The sequence below is a fragment of the Allobosea sp. genome (genome assembly GCF_017308015.1).
Taxonomy (GTDB): domain Bacteria; phylum Pseudomonadota; class Alphaproteobacteria; order Rhizobiales; family Beijerinckiaceae; genus Allobosea.
Window position 1 is genome coordinate 127,309 of record NZ_JAFKFW010000010.1, and the last position, 17,435, is coordinate 144,743.

19 protein-coding genes are annotated in these 17,435 nt (G+C 65.5%); 5 read left to right on the plus strand and 14 right to left on the minus strand.

The features are described from left to right. Positions 1–13: 13 nt before the first annotated feature. Complete coding sequence (locus tag J0I42_RS11030; protein WP_291654870.1) at positions 14–763, minus strand: haloacid dehalogenase type II; 750 nt, start codon at positions 761–763, stop codon at positions 14–16. A 115-nt stretch (positions 764–878) separates the two neighbouring features. Between J0I42_RS11030 and gpmI the strand changes: the two genes are divergently transcribed. Beyond that, positions 879–2,393, plus strand: a complete 1,515-nt coding sequence (gene gpmI / locus J0I42_RS11035) for a 2,3-bisphosphoglycerate-independent phosphoglycerate mutase (protein WP_291654871.1) — start codon at positions 879–881, stop codon at positions 2,391–2,393. A gap of 57 nt (positions 2,394–2,450) precedes the next feature. On the opposite strand, the gene J0I42_RS11040 is transcribed toward gpmI, so the two are convergent. From J0I42_RS11040 to J0I42_RS11080, 9 genes are all read right to left on the minus strand, one after another. Continuing rightward, positions 2,451–3,311 (minus strand): outer membrane protein, encoded by an 861-nt coding sequence (locus J0I42_RS11040; RefSeq protein ID WP_291654872.1) that lies wholly within the window; start codon positions 3,309–3,311, stop codon positions 2,451–2,453. Between the two features lie 257 nt (positions 3,312–3,568). Continuing rightward, a complete protein-coding gene (locus J0I42_RS11045; RefSeq protein ID WP_291654873.1) occupies positions 3,569–4,006 on the minus strand; it encodes a low affinity iron permease family protein in 438 nt (145 codons plus the stop codon). Between the two features lie 77 nt (positions 4,007–4,083). After that, entirely contained in the window at positions 4,084–4,920 is an 837-nt protein-coding gene (gene fghA / locus J0I42_RS11050) for an S-formylglutathione hydrolase (protein ID WP_291654874.1), read from the minus strand. 205 nt (positions 4,921–5,125) lie between these two features. Then, entirely contained in the window at positions 5,126–6,238 is a 1,113-nt protein-coding gene (locus tag J0I42_RS11055) for an S-(hydroxymethyl)glutathione dehydrogenase/class III alcohol dehydrogenase (protein ID WP_291654875.1), read from the minus strand. 25 nt (positions 6,239–6,263) lie between these two features. Further along, the gene (locus tag J0I42_RS11060) at positions 6,264–6,548 is read right to left on the minus strand and encodes a metal/formaldehyde-sensitive transcriptional repressor (protein WP_291654876.1); all 285 of its coding nucleotides are present in this window, start codon (positions 6,546–6,548) and stop codon (positions 6,264–6,266) included. Between the two features lie 95 nt (positions 6,549–6,643). Further along, positions 6,644–7,534, minus strand: coding sequence for a transporter (locus J0I42_RS11065; protein ID WP_291654877.1), 891 nt, complete (start codon positions 7,532–7,534; stop codon positions 6,644–6,646). A 130-nt stretch (positions 7,535–7,664) separates the two neighbouring features. Then, on the minus strand, positions 7,665–8,576 hold the full coding sequence (locus J0I42_RS11070) for a hypothetical protein (protein ID WP_291654878.1): 912 nt from the start codon (positions 8,574–8,576) through the stop codon (positions 7,665–7,667). Between the two features lie 152 nt (positions 8,577–8,728). After that, a complete protein-coding gene (locus J0I42_RS11075; RefSeq protein WP_291654879.1) occupies positions 8,729–9,289 on the minus strand; it encodes an NUDIX hydrolase in 561 nt (186 codons plus the stop codon). Positions 9,290–9,293: 4 nt separating this feature from the next. Then, a complete protein-coding gene (locus J0I42_RS11080; protein WP_291654880.1) occupies positions 9,294–10,337 on the minus strand; it encodes a DUF3616 domain-containing protein in 1,044 nt (347 codons plus the stop codon). Positions 10,338–10,512: 175 nt separating this feature from the next. Here J0I42_RS11080 and J0I42_RS11085 point away from each other — a divergent pair, with 175 nt between their 5' ends. Genes J0I42_RS11085 through J0I42_RS11095 form a run of 3 tightly spaced genes read left to right on the plus strand, consistent with a single transcriptional unit; the run spans position 10,513 to position 11,886 of the window. Further along, positions 10,513–10,725, plus strand: a complete 213-nt coding sequence (locus J0I42_RS11085) for a hypothetical protein (protein ID WP_291654881.1) — start codon at positions 10,513–10,515, stop codon at positions 10,723–10,725. A 9-nt stretch (positions 10,726–10,734) separates the two neighbouring features. After that, positions 10,735–11,676 (plus strand): dihydrodipicolinate synthase family protein, encoded by a 942-nt coding sequence (locus tag J0I42_RS11090; RefSeq protein ID WP_291654882.1) that lies wholly within the window; start codon positions 10,735–10,737, stop codon positions 11,674–11,676. Between the two features lie 48 nt (positions 11,677–11,724). Continuing rightward, positions 11,725–11,886, plus strand: coding sequence for a hypothetical protein (locus J0I42_RS11095; RefSeq protein ID WP_291654883.1), 162 nt, complete (start codon positions 11,725–11,727; stop codon positions 11,884–11,886). 66 nt (positions 11,887–11,952) lie between these two features. Here the strand turns inward: J0I42_RS11095 and aceB are convergent, their stop codons facing one another. Then, complete coding sequence (aceB, locus tag J0I42_RS11100; RefSeq protein ID WP_291654884.1) at positions 11,953–13,560, minus strand: malate synthase A; 1,608 nt, start codon at positions 13,558–13,560, stop codon at positions 11,953–11,955. A 367-nt stretch (positions 13,561–13,927) separates the two neighbouring features. Here aceB and J0I42_RS11105 point away from each other — a divergent pair, with 367 nt between their 5' ends. Continuing rightward, complete coding sequence (locus J0I42_RS11105) at positions 13,928–15,208, plus strand: pilus assembly protein (RefSeq protein WP_291654885.1); 1,281 nt, start codon at positions 13,928–13,930, stop codon at positions 15,206–15,208. Here J0I42_RS11105 and J0I42_RS11110 read toward each other — a convergent pair. Genes J0I42_RS11110 through ygfZ form a run of 3 tightly spaced genes read right to left on the minus strand, consistent with a single transcriptional unit; the run spans position 15,183 to position 17,352 of the window. Further along, positions 15,183–15,812 (minus strand): YfbR-like 5'-deoxynucleotidase, encoded by a 630-nt coding sequence (locus tag J0I42_RS11110; protein ID WP_291654886.1) that lies wholly within the window; start codon positions 15,810–15,812, stop codon positions 15,183–15,185. The two genes, J0I42_RS11105 and J0I42_RS11110, sit on opposite strands and share 26 nt — an antisense overlap. Next, positions 15,812–16,456: a DNA-3-methyladenine glycosylase I gene (locus tag J0I42_RS11115; protein ID WP_291654887.1), complete on the minus strand. Its 645-nt coding sequence runs from the start codon at positions 16,454–16,456 to the stop codon at positions 15,812–15,814. Before J0I42_RS11115 ends, J0I42_RS11110 begins: the two co-directional genes overlap by 1 nt. Next, the gene (ygfZ, locus tag J0I42_RS11120; RefSeq protein ID WP_291654888.1) at positions 16,453–17,352 is read right to left on the minus strand and encodes a CAF17-like 4Fe-4S cluster assembly/insertion protein YgfZ; all 900 of its coding nucleotides are present in this window, start codon (positions 17,350–17,352) and stop codon (positions 16,453–16,455) included. Before ygfZ ends, J0I42_RS11115 begins: the two co-directional genes overlap by 4 nt. Positions 17,353–17,435 lie beyond the last annotated feature (83 nt).

The window sequence follows — 17,435 nt, forward strand, 5'->3', positions numbered from 1 at the left end:
CACGCGGGGCGCGTCAGGCCTGCCTCAGTCCGGCGACATAGGAAACGAGATCGGTCAGCGCGGCAATGGTCGTGTCGGCCTGGAAGCCGAGCTGTTCCGGTTGCATCCTGAGCGCCTTGAACATCAAAGCTGGGTCGATCGTCGCGGCGGCGGCAAGCTCGTTGCGCAGCCTGCCGGCCGGCACGCGCTCGATGCGAGCGACATGAAAGCCATGCGCCTTGGCGCCGGCAATGTCGAAGCCGTTGGAAGAGACGAAGAGGATTTCATCGCGGGAAAGGCCGAGCCGTTTCTCGACATGGGCGTAGCCGCGCGGATCGGGCTTGTAGACGCCGATCTCGTCGACGCTGATCACGGTCTCCAGCAGTTCGGTGATGCCGGCGTGGGCGACAAGCCGCTTCAGCATGTCCGGGCTGCCGTTGGAGAAGATGGCAAGGCGGTGGGAGGCGAGGCCTTCGAGCGCCGCGCGGGCTTCCGGGTAGAGCAGCAGGGCGTCATAGGCGGCTGCTATCCTCGCAACGAGTTCGGGCGAGGATGCGAGCCCGAGCGAGCGCAGAGTGAAGTCGAGCGAATCGCGGGTGACGGCCCAGAAATCCTCGTATCGATCCATCAGCGCCCGCAGCCAGGTGTATTCGAGCTGCTTCAAGCGCCAGATCTGGGTGATCGTCGCGCCGTGTCCTGGAAAGGCGGCGTCGGTGACGGCCGCGACCGACTGGACGTCGAAGAGCGTGCCATAGGCATCGAAAACCAGCGCCTTGATCGACATACGCCTTCTCCGTTGCTGCTGCGTCGCGGTTCCCCGTCTTCTTAACACTCGCATCGGCGGTGTGGCGCGTGGTATCCGCACAGGCAGTTTTCACCGCTACCGACAGGTCAAGCCGATGCCGTCTCGCCCCGTGATGCTGATGATCCTCGACGGCTGGGGCTGGCGCGAGGAAAGCGAAAACAACGCCGTCAAGCTGGCGAACACGCCGAATTTCGACCGGCTCTGGGCGGCGAACCCGCATGCCTTCCTCCACACCTCCGGGCTCGATGTCGGGTTGCCGCCAGGGCAGATGGGCAATTCCGAGGTCGGCCATCTCAATCTCGGCGCCGGCCGTGTGGTGATGCAGGACCTGCCGCGCATCAACCAGGCGATCGCGGACGGTTCGATCGCGGGGGCGCTGGAGGCGGCCGGCCTCGTCGCCGGGCTGAAGGCGAGCGGCGGCGCCTGCCATCTGCTCGGCCTGGTCTCGCCCGGCGGCGTCCATGCGCATCAGGATCATGCTGTGGCGCTCGCGCGTATCCTGACAGGGCAAGGCGTGCAGGTGCATGTCCATGTCTTCACCGACGGGCGCGATACGCCGCCGCAATCGGCCGCCGAATACGTCGAGGCCTTCGCGGCGGCGCTGCCGGCGGGCGCAACCATCGCCAGCGTCTCAGGCCGCTATTACGCGATGGATCGCGACAACCGCTGGGAGCGGGTCGAGAAAGCCTGGCGCGCGATGGTGCTGGGGGAGGGCGAGCGCTTCCCGGATGCGCAGGCCGCCATCGCCGCAGCTTACGCGGAGAACGTCACCGACGAGTTCATCCTGCCGGCTGCGATCGGCAACTATGCCGGGATGAAGGATGGCGACGGGCTGCTCAGCTTCAATTTCCGCTCGGACCGCATCCGCGAGATCCTCGCCGCCGTGCTGGAACCGGATTTCGCCGGCTTTGCCCGGCCGCGCCGGCCGGTGCTCGTCAAAGCGGTGAGCATGACCTCCTATAGCGCCGAGCTCGACAAGATCATGCCGACGCTGTTCGCACCGCAGACCCTGGCCAACGGCCTGGGCGAGACGGTGGCCAAGGCCGGCAAGACGCAGGTTCGCATGGCCGAGACCGAGAAATATCCGCATGTCACCTATTTCTTCAACGGTGGCGAGGAGACGCCCTATGCGGGCGAGGACCGGGTGATGGTGCCTTCGCCAAAGGTTGCGACCTATGATATGCAGCCGGAGATGTCGGCGCCGGAACTGACCCGGAAGGCGATCGAGGCGATCGATTCCGGCCGCTACGATCTGGTCGTGCTCAACTTCGCCAATCCCGATATGGTCGGCCATACCGGCGTGCTCGCTGCCGCTATCAAGGCGGTCGAGACGGTCGATGCCGGGCTCGGCGCCATTGCCGAAGCGATCGGACGGCAGGGCGGGGCGCTACTGGTCACGGCCGACCACGGCAACTGCGAATTGATGGTCGATCCGGCGACGGGCAAGCCGCATACGGCTCACACGACAAATCCGGTGCCGCTGATGCTGGTCGGCGGGACGTACAAGGGGCTTGCCGACGGGCGCCTCGCCGATATCTCGCCGACGCTGCTGGCATTGATGGGGCTGGCGCAGCCGGCCGAGATGACAGGGCAGTCGCTGCTGCGCTGACAAAAGCAAAACGGCGCGGGAAGATCCGCGCCGTTTCGTGTCTCGATCCGCCGGGGATCAGTACTTGCGCACCACCGGCGGCGGGGCGTAGGCGACCGGTTCGCGCTCGACCGGGCCGCAGCAGTTCGGATCGCCGAAATTCCAGCGCATGCCGATGCGGAAGTCGTGGCTGTCGATGTTCTTGGCCTTGAGCGGGGCGTAGACTTGGCTGAATGCGGTATTGTTGATGCGGCCGGACTGAGCGTCACCGAGGTTGAGGTAGCGATAGCCCGCTTCGATCGTTAGATTCTTGTTCACCTCGTAACCGACACCTGCCATCAGAGCCCAGGCGAGCCCGGATCTGGTGCTGGTGCTCGCGACACCCAAAGTCGTGGCTGGCCCGACGATGCCTTCGTCCGTGAAGCCGGAGATTCTGTTCGAGGCGTAACCGATGCCGGCTCCCAGGTAAGGCGTGAGGCAGTTCCAGGTGCCGAGATCGATGTAGCCGTTGAACAGGGCGACCATGGAGGCCAGGTCCCCCTTATAGGTGTTGTTCTGGTAGACGTTGGCCCAAGGGTTGAAGACCGTATCCGTCACCTGGATGGACGCGGCGCCGCGATATTCGGCGGTGGCGTCGAAGCGCAGCCAGTTGTTGAAGCGATAGCCGAGGCCGACGCTGCCGAAGAAGGCGCTGTCCTCTTTCTTTCGGCCGAAGGTTCCGTCGAAGCGGGCGACATCCTCCTGATAATATTTGCCGACGCTCTGGACGCCGACGCCGATATCGCCACGCAAGTAGATGCCGCTCGAGATGGTGCCCTTGAGACCGAGCGGCTCCGGCGGGGGCGGAGGCGGGGCGTAGGCGAGATCGGCGGCTTGTGCTGCGGCGGAGACGCCGAGGGCCAGGCCGCCCGCCAGCGCGAGTGTTTTCAGGCTGCCCATGGCAGTGTCCTTCGCATTTGCGCGGCGCAAGAACGCAGCCCGCGCGTGTTACCAACGGGAAGATCATGGCAGCGATTTCTTAAACGACACTTAACCCTAAAAGCTAACCTTACCGGGGACTGAACGGCCGATGCGAACAACACGGCGAGGTCCGCGGGATACTTTCAGGGCCGGCGAGCCTTCCGTCCCGAAGACGGGGCGCCGATCGTCAGCGGAATGCTATTGCGGTTGCGCGCCGGCCAGACCGCCTCAACCGTTCATGCGGAGGGCTTGCCCATTCCTGGCGCGGCGAGCTTGCGGGCTCTGGCCGCCATCGCCTCGAATTCGTCGCGGATTGCCTCCAGCCTGTCTTCGTCGAGCTCCTCGAGATCGAGCAGTTCCTCGCGAGCGCCTTCCAGCCGGCAGATCAATTCGTCGAGCTTGATCTGCATCGCCGCGGTATCGCGGTTCTGGCTGTTCTGGATGATGAAGACCATCAGGAAGGTGACGATCGTCGTCGAGGTGTTGACGACGAGCTGCCAGGTGTCGTTGTAGCCGAAGAACGGGCCGGAGAGTGCCCAGAGGACGATGAGTGCCGCGGCTCCGATGAAGGTCTGCGGCCGGCCTGCCCAATACGCGACGGCTTGCGAGAGGCGGGTGAACAGCGAGCGGTCGCTCTGCGGCGGGCGGCGTTTGGGCGTGCGGCGTTTGGCCATCGAAAGATTCCCCGCGGCCGGTTGAGGCTGTGATGCTCCCAACGCGGCCGGGCGGTGGCCGTTCCCGCGGGAGGGCGCTATGCCGTCAGGCGCTCGGCATGCCAGGCGATGTGCTGGGCCATGAAGGTCGAGATGAAGTTGTAGGAATGGTCGTAGCCGTCTCGCATCGTGAGCTGGAGCGGAATGCCGGCTGCGGCGCAGGCGACATCAAGGAGCTGTGGACGCAGGCCCTCTTCCAGGAAGCCGTCGGCCGTGCCCTGATCGACCAGGAGGTCGCGGACGCGGTGGCCGTCGGCGATGAGCAGGGTCGAGTCATAGGCGCGCCAGGCGGTCTCGTCCGGCCCCAGATATTTCGCGAAGGCCGGACGCGACCAGCCGGCGGTCGAAGGCTGGGCGATCGGCGCGAAGGCAGAAACGGAGCGGTAGCGATCGGGGTTCTTCAAGGCGAGCGTGATCGCGCCATGGCCGCCCATGGAATGGCCGAAGATGCCCTGCCGGTTCATGTCGACCGGGAAATGCCGGCTGACCAGCTCCGGCAATTCGTCGCGAATATAGGTCTCCATCCGGTAGTTCTTCGCATAGGGTGCCTCGGTCGCGTCGAGATAAAAGCCGGCGCCGGAGCCGAACTGCCAGTTGTCGGGCTCGTCCGGGACGCCTTCGCCGCGCGGGCTCGTGTCCGGGCAGATGATGGCGATGCCGTTTGCGGCCGCCGCGGCGCGATACTCGCCCTTGTCCATGACGTTCTGGTGCGTGCAGGTCAGGCCCGAGAGATACCAGAGCAGCGGAACGGGCCCGTCCTCGATCTGATGCGGCAGGTAGATCGCGAAGGTCATCGGGCAGGCGCAAGCCGCGCTGTCATGCCGGTAGACGCGCTGCGAGCCGCCGAAGGCCTTGGATGAGGAGAGGAGTTCCATGGGAGGGTCCTTTCTTACGGCGCGCGCTTGTCGTTCCGGGGTGGACAGAGGCCGAACCCGGAACCCCCGACCGGGCGAGCCTTTGCCCGCTCGGCCTATTCAAGCGTCGTACCAAGTCGTGGTTTCCGGGTTCAGCGCCTCGCGCTGCCCCGGAATGACAGAGATGAGCTTCACTGCCCGCGGAATGAGGCAGCGGGACGGCGCATCAGTAGACCACCACGCTGCGGATCGACTTGCCCTCGTGCATCAGGTCGAAGCCGGTATTGATCTCGTCGAGCGAGAGCTTGTGGGTGATCAGGTCGTCGATGTTGATCTTCCCTTCCATGTACCAGTCGACGATCTTCGGCACATCGGTGCGCCCGCGCGCGCCGCCGAAGGCCGTGCCCTTCCAGACGCGGCCGGTGACGAGCTGGAACGGACGGGTCGCGATCTCCTTGCCGGCTTCGGCCACGCCGATGACGATCGATTCACCCCAGCCGCGATGGCAGCATTCCAGTGCCTGGCGCATGACGTTGGTGTTGCCGGTCGCGTCGAAGGAGAAATCGGCGCCGCCGCCGGTCAGGTCGACGATCGCCTGCACGACCTTGTCGTTGCCGATCTCGGCCGGGTTGATGAAATCGGTCATGCCGAACTTCTCGGCCATGGCGCGCTTGGCCGGGTTGATGTCGACGCCGATGATCTTGTCGGCGCCGACCATGCGGGCGCCCTGGATGACGTTGAGGCCGATGCCGCCGAGCCCGAATACCACGACATTGGCGCCCGGCCAGACCTTGGCCGTGTAGATCACCGCGCCGATGCCGGTGGTCACGCCGCAGCCGATATAGCAGATCTTGTCGAAGGGCGCGTCCTCGCGGACCTTGGCGAGCGCGATCTCGGGCAGCACGGTGAAGTTCGCGAAGGTCGAGCAGCCCATGTAGTGGAAGACCTCGCCGCCATCGCAGGAGAAGCGGCTCGTGCCGTCCGGCATGACACCTTGCCCCTGGGTGGCACGGATCGAGGTGCAGAGATTGGTCCGGCGCGACAGGCAGGATTTACAATTGCGGCATTCCGGCGTGTAGAGCGGAATGACGTGGTCGCCGGGCTTCAGCGAGGTCACGCCTGCGCCAACCTCGCGCACGATGCCTGCGCCCTCATGGCCGAGAATCGCCGGGAACTTGCCTTCGGAATCCAGCCCCGAGAGCGTGTAGGCGTCCGTGTGGCAGATGCCGGTCGCCATGACCTCGACCAGCACCTCGCCGGCCTTGGGGCCGCCGATCTCGATGGTCTCGATGGTGAGGGGCTTGCCGGCTTCCCAAGCGACGGCGGCACGGGTCTTCATCGAGCTTTTCCTTCCTTGCGGATGTTCATTTCAGATAGGGGCGGATGACCCGCATGATTGCGGCGATCTCGTCGTTGTTCTCGGCCTCCGCCTGCGCCGCCTCGGCCGGGCGGGCCATGGTCTCGCGCAGGTGGCTTTCCAATACCTCGGCCATCAGCCCGGTCGCCGCGCCGCGCAGCGCAGCGAGCTGCTGGAGGAGCGCGCCGCATTCCTCGCCACGGTCGACGGCAGCGATCAGGGCGTCGGTCTGCCCCCTGATGCGACGCAGCCGCGTGACGGCGCGCTTCTTCTCTTCGGGTGTGTGGGGCATGGGACGCGCACCGGATTCGATCCGGCCACGACGTTATGATACTCAGGGGGAGTATGTCAACGATGCGGCCGGAACGCGGCTTGCCGAGACTCGGCTCAGAAGCTCCAGCCGATGTCGAGCTGGACGAGGTGCCGGCTGAAGTTCATCAGATCGAGCGGGCGGTCGCGACCACGCTCGTGTCCTGCGACCTGGACGTTGTAGGCCACCGAGATCGCAAGCTCGTCGGTGGCCTGCCAGTAGATGCCGGGACCGACGAAGGTGGCATGCCCGGCGTGATTGCCGAAGCCCAGCGAGTTCTGCTGGCGCAGGTGGCGGACCTCGCCGCTGAGATAGAGGCCGGGGCGGAACTGCCAGGCGAGCGAAGCGCCGACCGCCGTCGTCGCGCTGCGTTGATAGGGCTCGGGGCCGTTCCAGATCAGGTTGTGCGAGACGTTGACGGCGCCGTAGAGCGAGCCGGGAATGATGATGCGGTCGGCGAGGAGCTTGAAAGCCGTATTGTAACTGGAGAAACGGCCGGACTGCCTGTCATCGTTGCGCTCCAGGCCAGTTTCCAGGCCGAGGCTGAGGCCGAGACCGTGGTCGCGATGGTTGAGCAGCCGATATTTGGTTTCGAAGCTGCCGCCGTGGCTGCGGTCCTTCAGGCGCTCCCGGGCAATCATCGAGCGCGTCGTGCCGCCGAAGAGGGAGGCGCTGATCTCGAGACAGGGGAGGAGGCCGTAGGAGCCCTGCAATTGGGCGTTGCGGTTGAGCGAGCGCCCCTCCCTCACGCCGGCATTTCCTCCGAGCGTGAGGCCGAGGCTGCCGCGGCCGAGATCGGCAATGCCGGCGCCATCGGTGAAGCCGAAGGCATCCGTCGGTGCATCGTCCAGATCGTCGCAGACGGCGGTTGTTTCCGCTTGAGGCCGGGGTTCGAAGGCTCCCGCAGCGATACCCGTCAGGGTCGACAGCCCGCATGCGAGCGCAAAGGTCAGAATATGATTGGCCAAGATCGGCTTCCCCAGAGGCAGAAGGGGGAAGACAATCTCCCGTGACCTTAAACCGGTGTGAAAAGCGGCGAAAAAAGGGCAGGTGAGCCGCGCCTTTCGGCCAGCGCGGTTAACGAGTGCGGAAACTCGGTCAGAAGCTGTAGCCGAGCTTCAGTTTGACGAGATGCTGGCTGAAATTGGTCAGGTCGAGATTGCCGGGCCCGCTCTTGGTTTTGCCGGCGAGCTGGATGTTGTAGGCCGCGGACACCGCGAGCTGCTTCGTCGCCTGCCAGAACAGGCCGGGGCCGGCGAAGGTGGCGTAGCCGGCCTCCTTGCCGAAGCCGAGCTCGTTATGGACGCGCATATGGCGGACCTCGCCGCTGAGATAGAGCCCGTCGATCACCTGCCAGGCGAGCGAGCCGCCGACGGTGAAGGTGGATGAGCGCTGATAGGGCGAGGGGCCCGTCCAGGTAAAATCGTGTGAGAGATTCACCGCCGCGTAGAGCGTGTTCGGGATCAGGGCCCTGTCGGCGAAGAGCCGGATGCCTGTGTTGTAGGTTGTGAAGCGGCCCGCGCCGTCGGGATCGGCGCGATTGACGCTGGGATCGATGACCAGGGTGAGGCCAAACCCATGCATGCTCCGCCCGAGCAGCTTGTACTTCATCTCGACGCCGGCGCCGAAGGCGCGTTCGTCGGCGCCGATGCCGCCGACGGAGGCGTGGGTGAAGGAGCCCAGCACATAGGGGCCGATTTCGAAACAGGGGAACAGGCCATAAGAGCCCTGCAGTGTCAGGCCATGGCTGTTCGAGCTGCCGGCGCGCGTGCCGAAGACACCGCCATAGGTCAGGCTCGGACCGAAGGAACCGACATCGGCGACATCCGAACCTGTGGTGAAGCCGAAGGCATCGGTCGGGATGCCCTCGCTTTCCGTACAGGCGGAGATGGCGGGGAGTGGCGTGACGGGCGCGCCCTTGCGGGACGGCAGGTCGGCTGCGAAGGCGGCCATCGTGGCGACGGACATGAACAGGGAGGCGACGAGGCGAAGAGGGACGATGTTCGTCATGGCGCGGCTCCAGTTGCGCGGCGGAGGCAGGCTCCGCTGCGACACAGGCGGGGCTTCTTCCGTTGCAAGACATGCGCCGCTCCGAGGCCGCGGGCGATAAAGGAGCCATAGGCGTTTCAGCAATCCCACCCACTGTTGTTGCGCTGCAACAGTCAGGGCCTGGGCAGGTGCAAGAGCCGCTCCAGCGCACGCGGGGCGATCTCCGTCAGCGCTCCGACCGGCTTCCAGGCGGCGGCATGAACCTCGTCGATCTGCGCGACGAGCGGCAGGGCGGGATCGGCGAGAAAGAGATATTGCAGGTCGTGATGGACATGGGCAGGCTCGCTGCGCGACGGCTTGCCCGGCACATCGTGGCTGTCGATGGCGAAGGGCAGGTCGCCGCCCTGGTGCCAGGGATGGAGGCCAAGGCCCTGCACTCCGGTTTCCTCGACCGCCTCGCGCGCGGCGGAGAGGTGGAAATGCTCGGCTTCCTCCCAATGGCCGCCGGGCTGCAGCCAGCGGCCGATCACGACATGGTCGACGAGCAGAACCTGTGCATGATCAGGCGAGAGCACGAAGGCGCTGGTGGTGAGATGACCGGGGAAGGTGTCGCGCCGGTCGAGTGCGTGCCCTTCGGCGATCTGCCAGCGCAACAAGGCGAGGTGCTCGCGGGGGCCGGCGAGTTCGGCGCGATAGCGCTCGACGATGCGGGTGAGATCGATGCGGAAATCCATCGGCTCAGCGCGCTTCGACTGGCAGGCGATAGGATTCGAAACGACCGTTCTTCGGACCGTCATAGCCGACAAGGACCGCGAGGCCCTTGGCATCCTGCGCCAGCACGGTCAGGGATTCGGCCTTGTCGTCGCCGCGATCGGGCAGATCGCCGAGCGTCGCTGCGGCATGGGGCCTGGCGAGGTCGATCAGCATCAGGGAATAGGGCTCACCTTGGTCCTGCGCCGGGCCGAGCAGGGCGAGCAGGCGGCCGTCGGGGAGGGGCGCGAGATCGCGGATGCCGCGGTTGCTGCCGGCCGGCAGTTCGAAGACCTGTGGGGTTTCCGTTGCGGGCGCATGGCCCGGGGCAAACAGAGCCTTGAGCGAGGCGCCGACGAGGAAGCCGCGATTGTCGAGCGAAGGCGCGCGCAGGCCGGCCCAGAGCGTGTCGCCGGTGACCGCGATGCCTTCGATGTTCAGACCGTTGTCGTCCATCAGGCTCCGGCCGAAAAAGGGCGCTGCCGGGCCGGCGGCGCGCAGCATGTCGCTCAGCCGATAGGTCAGCTCGACCTTTCCGTCGGCCGCGCCTTCGGCATCGACCTTGATCCGTGCGAGGTGGAAGGCAGAGAGGCGGAACTCACCTCGCCTGCGCGAGCAGCCATGCGAGCCAGAGACATAGAAGGCGCCGTCGGCATAGGCGACGGCCTCGCCGTCGAGTTCGGCGAAGCGGCCGGGCATCTTGCAGATGCCTTGCGGCGGCTGACCCAGCGTTTCGGGCGACGCTTCAGCCCCGATGATCGGCAACGTCGCGCCCGGTGTGATCCGGTTTTCGGCAATGCGGGCGAATTGCGCGAAGGAACCTTCGTCGTTGATCAGCAGGCAACGCTGAGCGCCGTTCGCGGCGGGCATGCAGGCAAGGCCGCTGATGTCGCGCGCCGGCCGGCCGGTTTTCTTCGTAGAGAAGTTACCGAGCGTCTTGAAGCGCTGTTCCGGCGCGAGCGTCGCTGCCTGGGTCAGTGAGGCGCCGAGAAGGCTTGCGGCGACGAACGTGGCGAAGAGGCGATACCGCATCAGGCGAATCCGGAGGGAGGGGCGCGGATTGAGCGCGCGCCGCCGGCGGATGTCAAAGCGTGGCGGCACGATCCCTATGGGATCTTGATGATCCTGCCCCCGGGCTCGTCTCGAATGGCTATGGCTCGATCCCTAGCTTGTTCCCGCGGTCCTGGAAGACCGTTCGGGAAACAGAATGATGTTCAGTATCCCTCGCAAATCCTTCGGCGGCCCGCTCCAGTTCGTGGTCGGGCGCGATGCGGAAGGGCATTGGCTCGCCGTCGAGACGCATGGCCGTGGCGGCGGTCTGTTCTGCGATCGCGGTGCGGCTTTGCGCTACGCCGCCTTCGAGACGGGGCACCGGGCGCGAGCAGTCCGGGTGACTGCGAAGACGCTCTCGCTGCTGTGAGGCCGTGCCATGAACCACTGGCTCCACGGCATGTTCACAGCCCTGGTCACGCCTTTCGATGAGGACGGGATCGACCACGGCGCGCTGGAACGCCTCATTCTGTGGCAGATCGCGCAGGGCGCAGACGGCATCGTGGTCGGCACGGCGACGGGCGAGAGCCCGACGCTGAGCGGATCGGAGCGGGAGGCGCTCTGCTCCGCCGCGCGTCGTATCGCGGGCCGGCACTATCCGATCATTGCCGCCGTCGGCAGCTGTGCGACGGCCGGTACGGTCGCAGAGATCGCCGCCGCCGAGAAGGCCGGCGCCTCGGCCTTGCTGCTGCGCATGCCCTATTACAATCGGCCGACGCAAGCGGGGCTGGCCGCTCATTCTCTGGCGGCGGCGCAGGCGACAGGCCTCGAGATCATCCTCGACAACGACCCGGCTCGCTGCGGCGTCGAGCTCGCGGCGGAGACGCTGCAGTTGCTGGAGGGGGCCTCGAACATCATCGGCATCCTGGAGCGGCAGGGTGATCTCGTCCGCTGCGAGCGGATCGCCCGCATGCGTGACCGCCGCTTCATGCGCCTGACCGGCGCGGCAGATACGATTCCGGCCTATCTGCTAGCCGGCGGCTGCGGGGCGATCACCAGTGTCGGCAATCTCGCGCCGCACTGGCTGGCACGCATCGACAGCGCGGCGCGCTCCGAGTTCTACGGGCAGGCGCAGGCCCTGCAGCGGCGGCTGGTTCCGCTGCTCGATCTGCTGGCGCGGGAGCCGGATCCCGTCCTGATCAAGCTCGCACTGTCGATGCTGCATCCGGGAGTCGATGCGGCCTGCCGCGCGCCGCTCGCGCCGCCGCGGCCGGAATGCGTGCCCCTGCTTTGCGACGCGATCGAGGACCTGCCGCATCCGTTGACCGGCATGGCGACGAAGAGCGTGCGCAGCGGTGCAGCGACCGTCCGCCATGCTTGAGCCCGCAGCGGCGCGGCTATGCCCGCCGTGAATCGTATGGAGGTCTTCATGGCTGCAATCGGTGCCTATCGCCGCCGCCGGGAGGCGATCTATCGCTCCCTCCCACGGACATCGGCGGGCGGCTGGAAGGCCGATCTGCTGCATCTGTTCGGCTCTGTCGTCCTGCTCGCCGTCCTCATCGGCGCGCGTGTCTGGTGGCATTTCCACTGAGTGCCCAAGCAGAAAGGGCGCCGCGATGCCGCGACGCCCTTCCGGGGTCATCGATCGGAAACGAGCTCAGTTCAGCTTGGCGTAGGCCGGAACGGTGAGGAAGTCCTCGAAGTTCGGCGCCAGCGACAGCGTCTCGAACAGCGCGATCGCTTCGGGGAAACGGCCCCTGGCGTAGTTCTCAGGTCCGAGCTCGCCCTTCACGCGCTCCATCTCTTCCGGCAGGCAGCGTTTGAACAGGGCCGCATCGGCCTTGATTCCGCCTTCGAGCTCGACGCCGTATTGGCAGAACTGCCAGATCTGGGCGCGGCTGATCTCGGCCGTCGCGGCATCCTCCATCATGTTGTAGATCGGCACCGCGCCGCGGCCGCGCAGCCAGGCCTCGATATACTGGACGCCCACGCGGATGTTCTCGCGGAAGCCTTCCTCGGTGCGCGTGCCCTGATGGACCTCGAGCAGGTCCTTCGTGCCGATCTGGACGTCGTCGCGCTTCTTGCCGAGCTGGTTGGCCTGCGGCATCAGCCGGTCGAAGACCTCCATCGCGACCGGAACGAGATCGGGATGCGCGACCCAGGTGCCGTCATGGCCGTCGCCGGCCTCGCGCTCCTTGTCGGCCTTGACCTTGGCGAAGGCGGCGGCATTGGCCTCGGGGTTGTTCTTGACCGGGATCTGCGCCGCCATGCCGCCCATGGCGAAGGCGCCGCGGCGGTGGCAGGTCTTGATCAGCAGCAACGAATAGGCGCGCAGGAAGGCCTTGGACATCACGACCTGCGAGCGATCCGGCAGGATATAGGCCTTGTTGCGGGCGAGCTTCTTGATGAAGGAGAAGATGTAGTCCCAGCGGCCGCAATTGAGGCCGGCCATGTGCTCGCGCAGTTCGTAAAGGATCTCGTCCATCTCGAAGGCGGCCGGCAGGGTCTCGATCAGGACAGTCGCCTTGATCGTCCCGTTCTTCAGGCCGAGCGCCGACTGGGCGGCGACGAAGACGTCGTTCCAGAGCCGGGCCTCGAGATGGCTCTCCAGCTTCGGCAGGTAGAAATAGGGGCCGGAGCCGGCCGCCAGCGCCGCCCTGGCGTTGTGGAAGACATAGAGGCCGAAATCGACAAGGGAACCGGAAGCCTCCTCGCCGTCGATCTCGATATGGCGCTCCACAAGGTGCCAGCCGCGCGGGCGGATGATCAGGACGGCGGGCTTGGCTTTGAGCTTGTAGTCCTTGCCGTTGGTGGGGTCGGTGAAATCGATCCTGTTCGCCCAGCGGTCCCGCAGGTTGATCTGGCCCTCGATCATGTTGGTCCAGACCGGCGAGGAGGCGTCCTCGAAATCGGCCATGAAGACCTTCGCGCCGGAATTCAGCGCGTTGACGATCATCTTGCGGTCGACCGGACCCGTGATCTCGACGCGGCGATCGAGAAGGTCGGCCGGAATCGGCGCGACCTTCCAGTCGCCTTCGCGGATATGCCGGGTCTCGGCGAGGAAATCGGGCGTCTCGCCGGAGTCGAAACGCTTCTGGCGTTCGGTGCGGAGCGCAAGCAGGCGCTTGCGCGTTTCGTTGAAGCGCCGGTGCAGGTCGGCGACGAAAGCAAGAGCTTCACTGGTGAGGATCTGCTCGAATCCGGGCCGCAGAGCGCCCCTGACGACAACGCCGTCCGGCAGGGCGAGAGTGGGGGTGTCCGACATGGATGGTCCTCCGATCACGTTGCCGCATCATCACGCGAACGAGAATTTTTCAAAATACAGAAAAATTGACGATCACCTGTTCAATTTTGGAAAGAATGATGATTTCTGACAGAGATTCTTCAATGCAATCAAGGGTTGCGGCTATCTTGCGATGAAGCTTCGCTGACGTAGCGGTAGGTCCTTTCGATTCAAAATGTGCAGATAGGCCCGACTTCCACAAATCGGTTTCAGCAATTCGTAAGCTCCGGCCGCCACGCTTTCCGGGTCGAATGCGGCAATCTGCCCCTGTACGAGGCACATGATGAAGATCGGTTCCCTGTCTGAGATCGTCAGGCGCTTCCGCCGGGATGAGAGCGGCAACTTCCTGATGCTGTTCGGGCTCGTGCTCATTCCGCTGTTGGGCGTCGTGGGCGTCGCAATCGACTATTCCCGTGCCAGCAATGCCCGGCAGGCGCTCAATTCTGCGATCGATTCCGCGGCGCTGATGGCAGCGCGTGACGCCCAGAAGCTGACGGACGGGCAGCTACGGAGCCGCATCGACGCCTGGATTCGCGACAACCTGCCTCCCTCGGTGAAGGGCCAGTTCAGCAACGCCACGGTGACGATCGACCGCACGGCACGGACGATCAAGATCGATGCGAATGCCAATGTACCGACGACGATCTCCAGCGTGCTGGGCGTGGCTCAGCTTCCCGTGGGCACCTTCAGCCAATCGACCTGGGGAACCAACAAGATCGAGCTCGCGCTCGTGCTCGATAATACGGGTTCGATGGCGCAAAACAGCAAGATGACCAACCTGAAGACGGCTTCGAAAAGCCTGCTCAAGATCATGAAGGATGCCGCGATCACGACGGACCAGATCCGCGTCTCGATCGTTCCCTTCAACACGCAGGTCCGGATCGCGAGAGCGTTCAAGGACGAGGCGTGGATGCGTTATGGGCTGGTCCGCAATGTGACGTGCAGCAGCAATAAGCAGAGCTGCTACGTCAATAATACCAATATCTATGTGTATGATACGGGCAATCTGAGCTGCGATTCCAGGGGCCGGACGTGCGTGTACAACACGATTACGAAGGCAAACTGGTCGGTAGCCAACCAAGGCTGCATCGTCGATCGTGATCAGGATAACGATACCAAGGACGGAGGTTTGTCCGGCACCGCCGAGCAATATCCCGCGTTCTGGTGCAGCCAGACATCTCTCGCGGAAAGCATGCCGCTGAGCTCCGACTGGGCGGCTCTGGAGGCACGCATCGACACGATGACGCCTGCGGGCAACACCAACGTCACGATCGGTGCCGTCTGGGGCTGGGCGACCTTGACGCCGGGTGCGCCCTTCACCGAGGCGAAGCCCGCCACCGAGCCGAACCTCAAGAAATACATGATCCTGTTGACCGACGGCGACAATACGGAAAACCGCTTCACCGCCACCGGCAAGGATATCGACGCCCGCACCAAGCTGGCCTGCTCGAATATCAAGGCGGCGGGCATCAATCTCTATACGATCCGTGTGATCGACGGGAATGCCGACCTGCTCAAGGGATGCGCGAGCAACCCCAGCATGTATTACGATGTGCAGAACGCGTCGCAGCTCGATCCGATCTTCAAGGCGATCGCCAACGAGATCAGCGCGGTGCGCCTGACCCAGTGAGCTCGGCGTCGCCGAGTGCGGCGAAGCGCGCCAGGAAGCGCGCCTGCGCCGCCTCGGTATCGAGCGGATCGAGCCAAGCCAGAACTTCGGCCGGCAGCGCCTGCGGCCGGCCGAAGAACCTGAGGGCCTCCTCGCGGCCGAAGCCGGCCAAGCGCGTGGCTTCGAAGAAGGCGGCGATCGTATCGGCTTCCTTGATCTTGCGCTTCAGGGTGGCCGGCGTCGCGGCCGGCAGGCCGAAGCGCAGGTGGATCGCGGCCAGCAGGCGCAGTTCCACGCTCTTGTAGGCGTCGCCCATCACCACCTTGAACGGCGAGATCATGTCGCCGATCACGTATTCCGGCGCATCGTGGAGCAGCGCCATCAGGCGCCAGTCGTCACCCCAGTCCGGATTGAGATGGGCGGCGATCGCCTCGACCAGCAGGGAATGCTGCGCGACCGAGAAGGAATGGGCGCCCCGTGTCTGCCCGTTCCAGCGGGCGACACGGGCGAGGCCATGGGCGATGTCCTCGATCTCGATATCGAGCGGCGAGGGGTCGAGCAGGTCGAGCCGGCGGCCCGAAAGCATACGCTGCCAGGCGCGCGGCGGTTCCGGCTTACGGGCCATCAGGCAGCGGGGCGGGAGTCGCGAGCGAGTGCGGCGCATTCGCTCCAGCGGAAGCAGCCGGTCAGGTGGTCGTTGACCAGCCCGCAGGCCTCCATGAAGGCATAGACAATGGTCGGGCCGCAGAAGGTGAAGCCGGCCTTCTTCAGCTCCTTTGCGATCGTCTCCGACAGTTTGGTCTGGGTCGGGACTTGGCCCTGGGCGCGGTAGCTGTTCTGCAGCACGCGGCCGTCGAGATGTTTCCAGAGGAAGTCGGCGAAGGGCTCGCGCTCGCTGATCCTGAGATAGGCCTGCGCGCTCCTGATCGTGCCCTCGATCTTGCCGCGATGGCGGATGATGCCTGGGTCGGCGAGCAGACGCTGGACATCGGCCTCGGTGAAGCGGGCGACCGCCTCCGGCTCGAAACCGGCGAAGCCGGCGCGGAAGGCGTTGCGCTTCCTGAGGATGGTGATCCAGGAGAGGCCGGCCTGGAAGCCGTCGAGGATCAGCTTTTCCCAGAGCGCGCGGGAATCATATTCCGGCACGCCCCATTCGGTGTCGTGATAGGCGAGATAGAGCGGGTCCGTGCCCGGCCAGCGGCAGCGGAATTTGCCGTCAGCCCCCTGGATCGCGACGCGCTCCTCGTTGACGATGATGGCATCGCTCATAGGGCAACTCCTGCCGGGGCGCCGAAATCGGGCTCACCGGGGAAGGGGAAACGGATGAAGCCGGGCTTCTCCGCGAGATGGAAAGCAAGTCCGCCGCCGAGCGGGGCCGTTCCCGCGGCGAGCGCATCGGCGAGCCGGTCGAGCCGGAGCAGGGCGAGCGCCCGGCCGTTTGCGGATGAGCCGATGGTGCCGAGCGGTTTGCCGCCGGCCGTGGCCTCGGCGCCGGTTTCGGTCGCGATGCCCTCGTCGAAGACGACGGGCACGACGCGTGTGCGGGCCGTGCCGCGATGCTGCATCCGGGAGACGACTTCCTGCCCGATATAGCAGCCCTTCTGGAAAGAGACGCCGCCGAGCTGGTCGAGCAGCGCTTCGTGCGGGAAGGTGTCGCCATAGGCGAAGTCGCGCCCGCCTGCGGGGATCCCGAGCGCTATGCGCCGCGCGTGATAGACTTCCGGTTCGGCGGTCAGCAGTGTCTCGATGCCTTCGACATCGGCGATGGCGCGCTGGCCGAGCGCCGGCAGGCGCGGGTCGTCATAGACGAAACCGGCATCGGCGGGGAGGGGGGCGCCATCGGCTGATGCGATGACCGCGCTCTTCTCGGTGAGATCTTCCAGCGCGACCTTGGCGCGCAGCTTGTAGAGTTTCAGGCGTTTCATCAGGTCGGCGGTCTGCAGCAGGGGCGTGTCGAGCAGGAAGCCGCCGCCATCCTCCGGCGCCAGCGCAAGGATGAAGAAATCGCAGATCATCTTGCCTTGCGGCGTCAGCAGCGCGCCGTAGCCGGCCTGCCCGGGCACGACCGGGTCGAGATCGTTGGTCACGAGGTTCTGCAAGAAGTCGCGCGCGTCGTCGCCGCTGACGCGGATGACGCCGCGATCGATCAATCGGGTTGCGGACATGGGCAGCCGTTCCAGTTCTGATATCGGGCCGGGGGCTCGTCAGCCGAATGGTGATGATGGCGCCACCCGAAAACTGTTTGGGC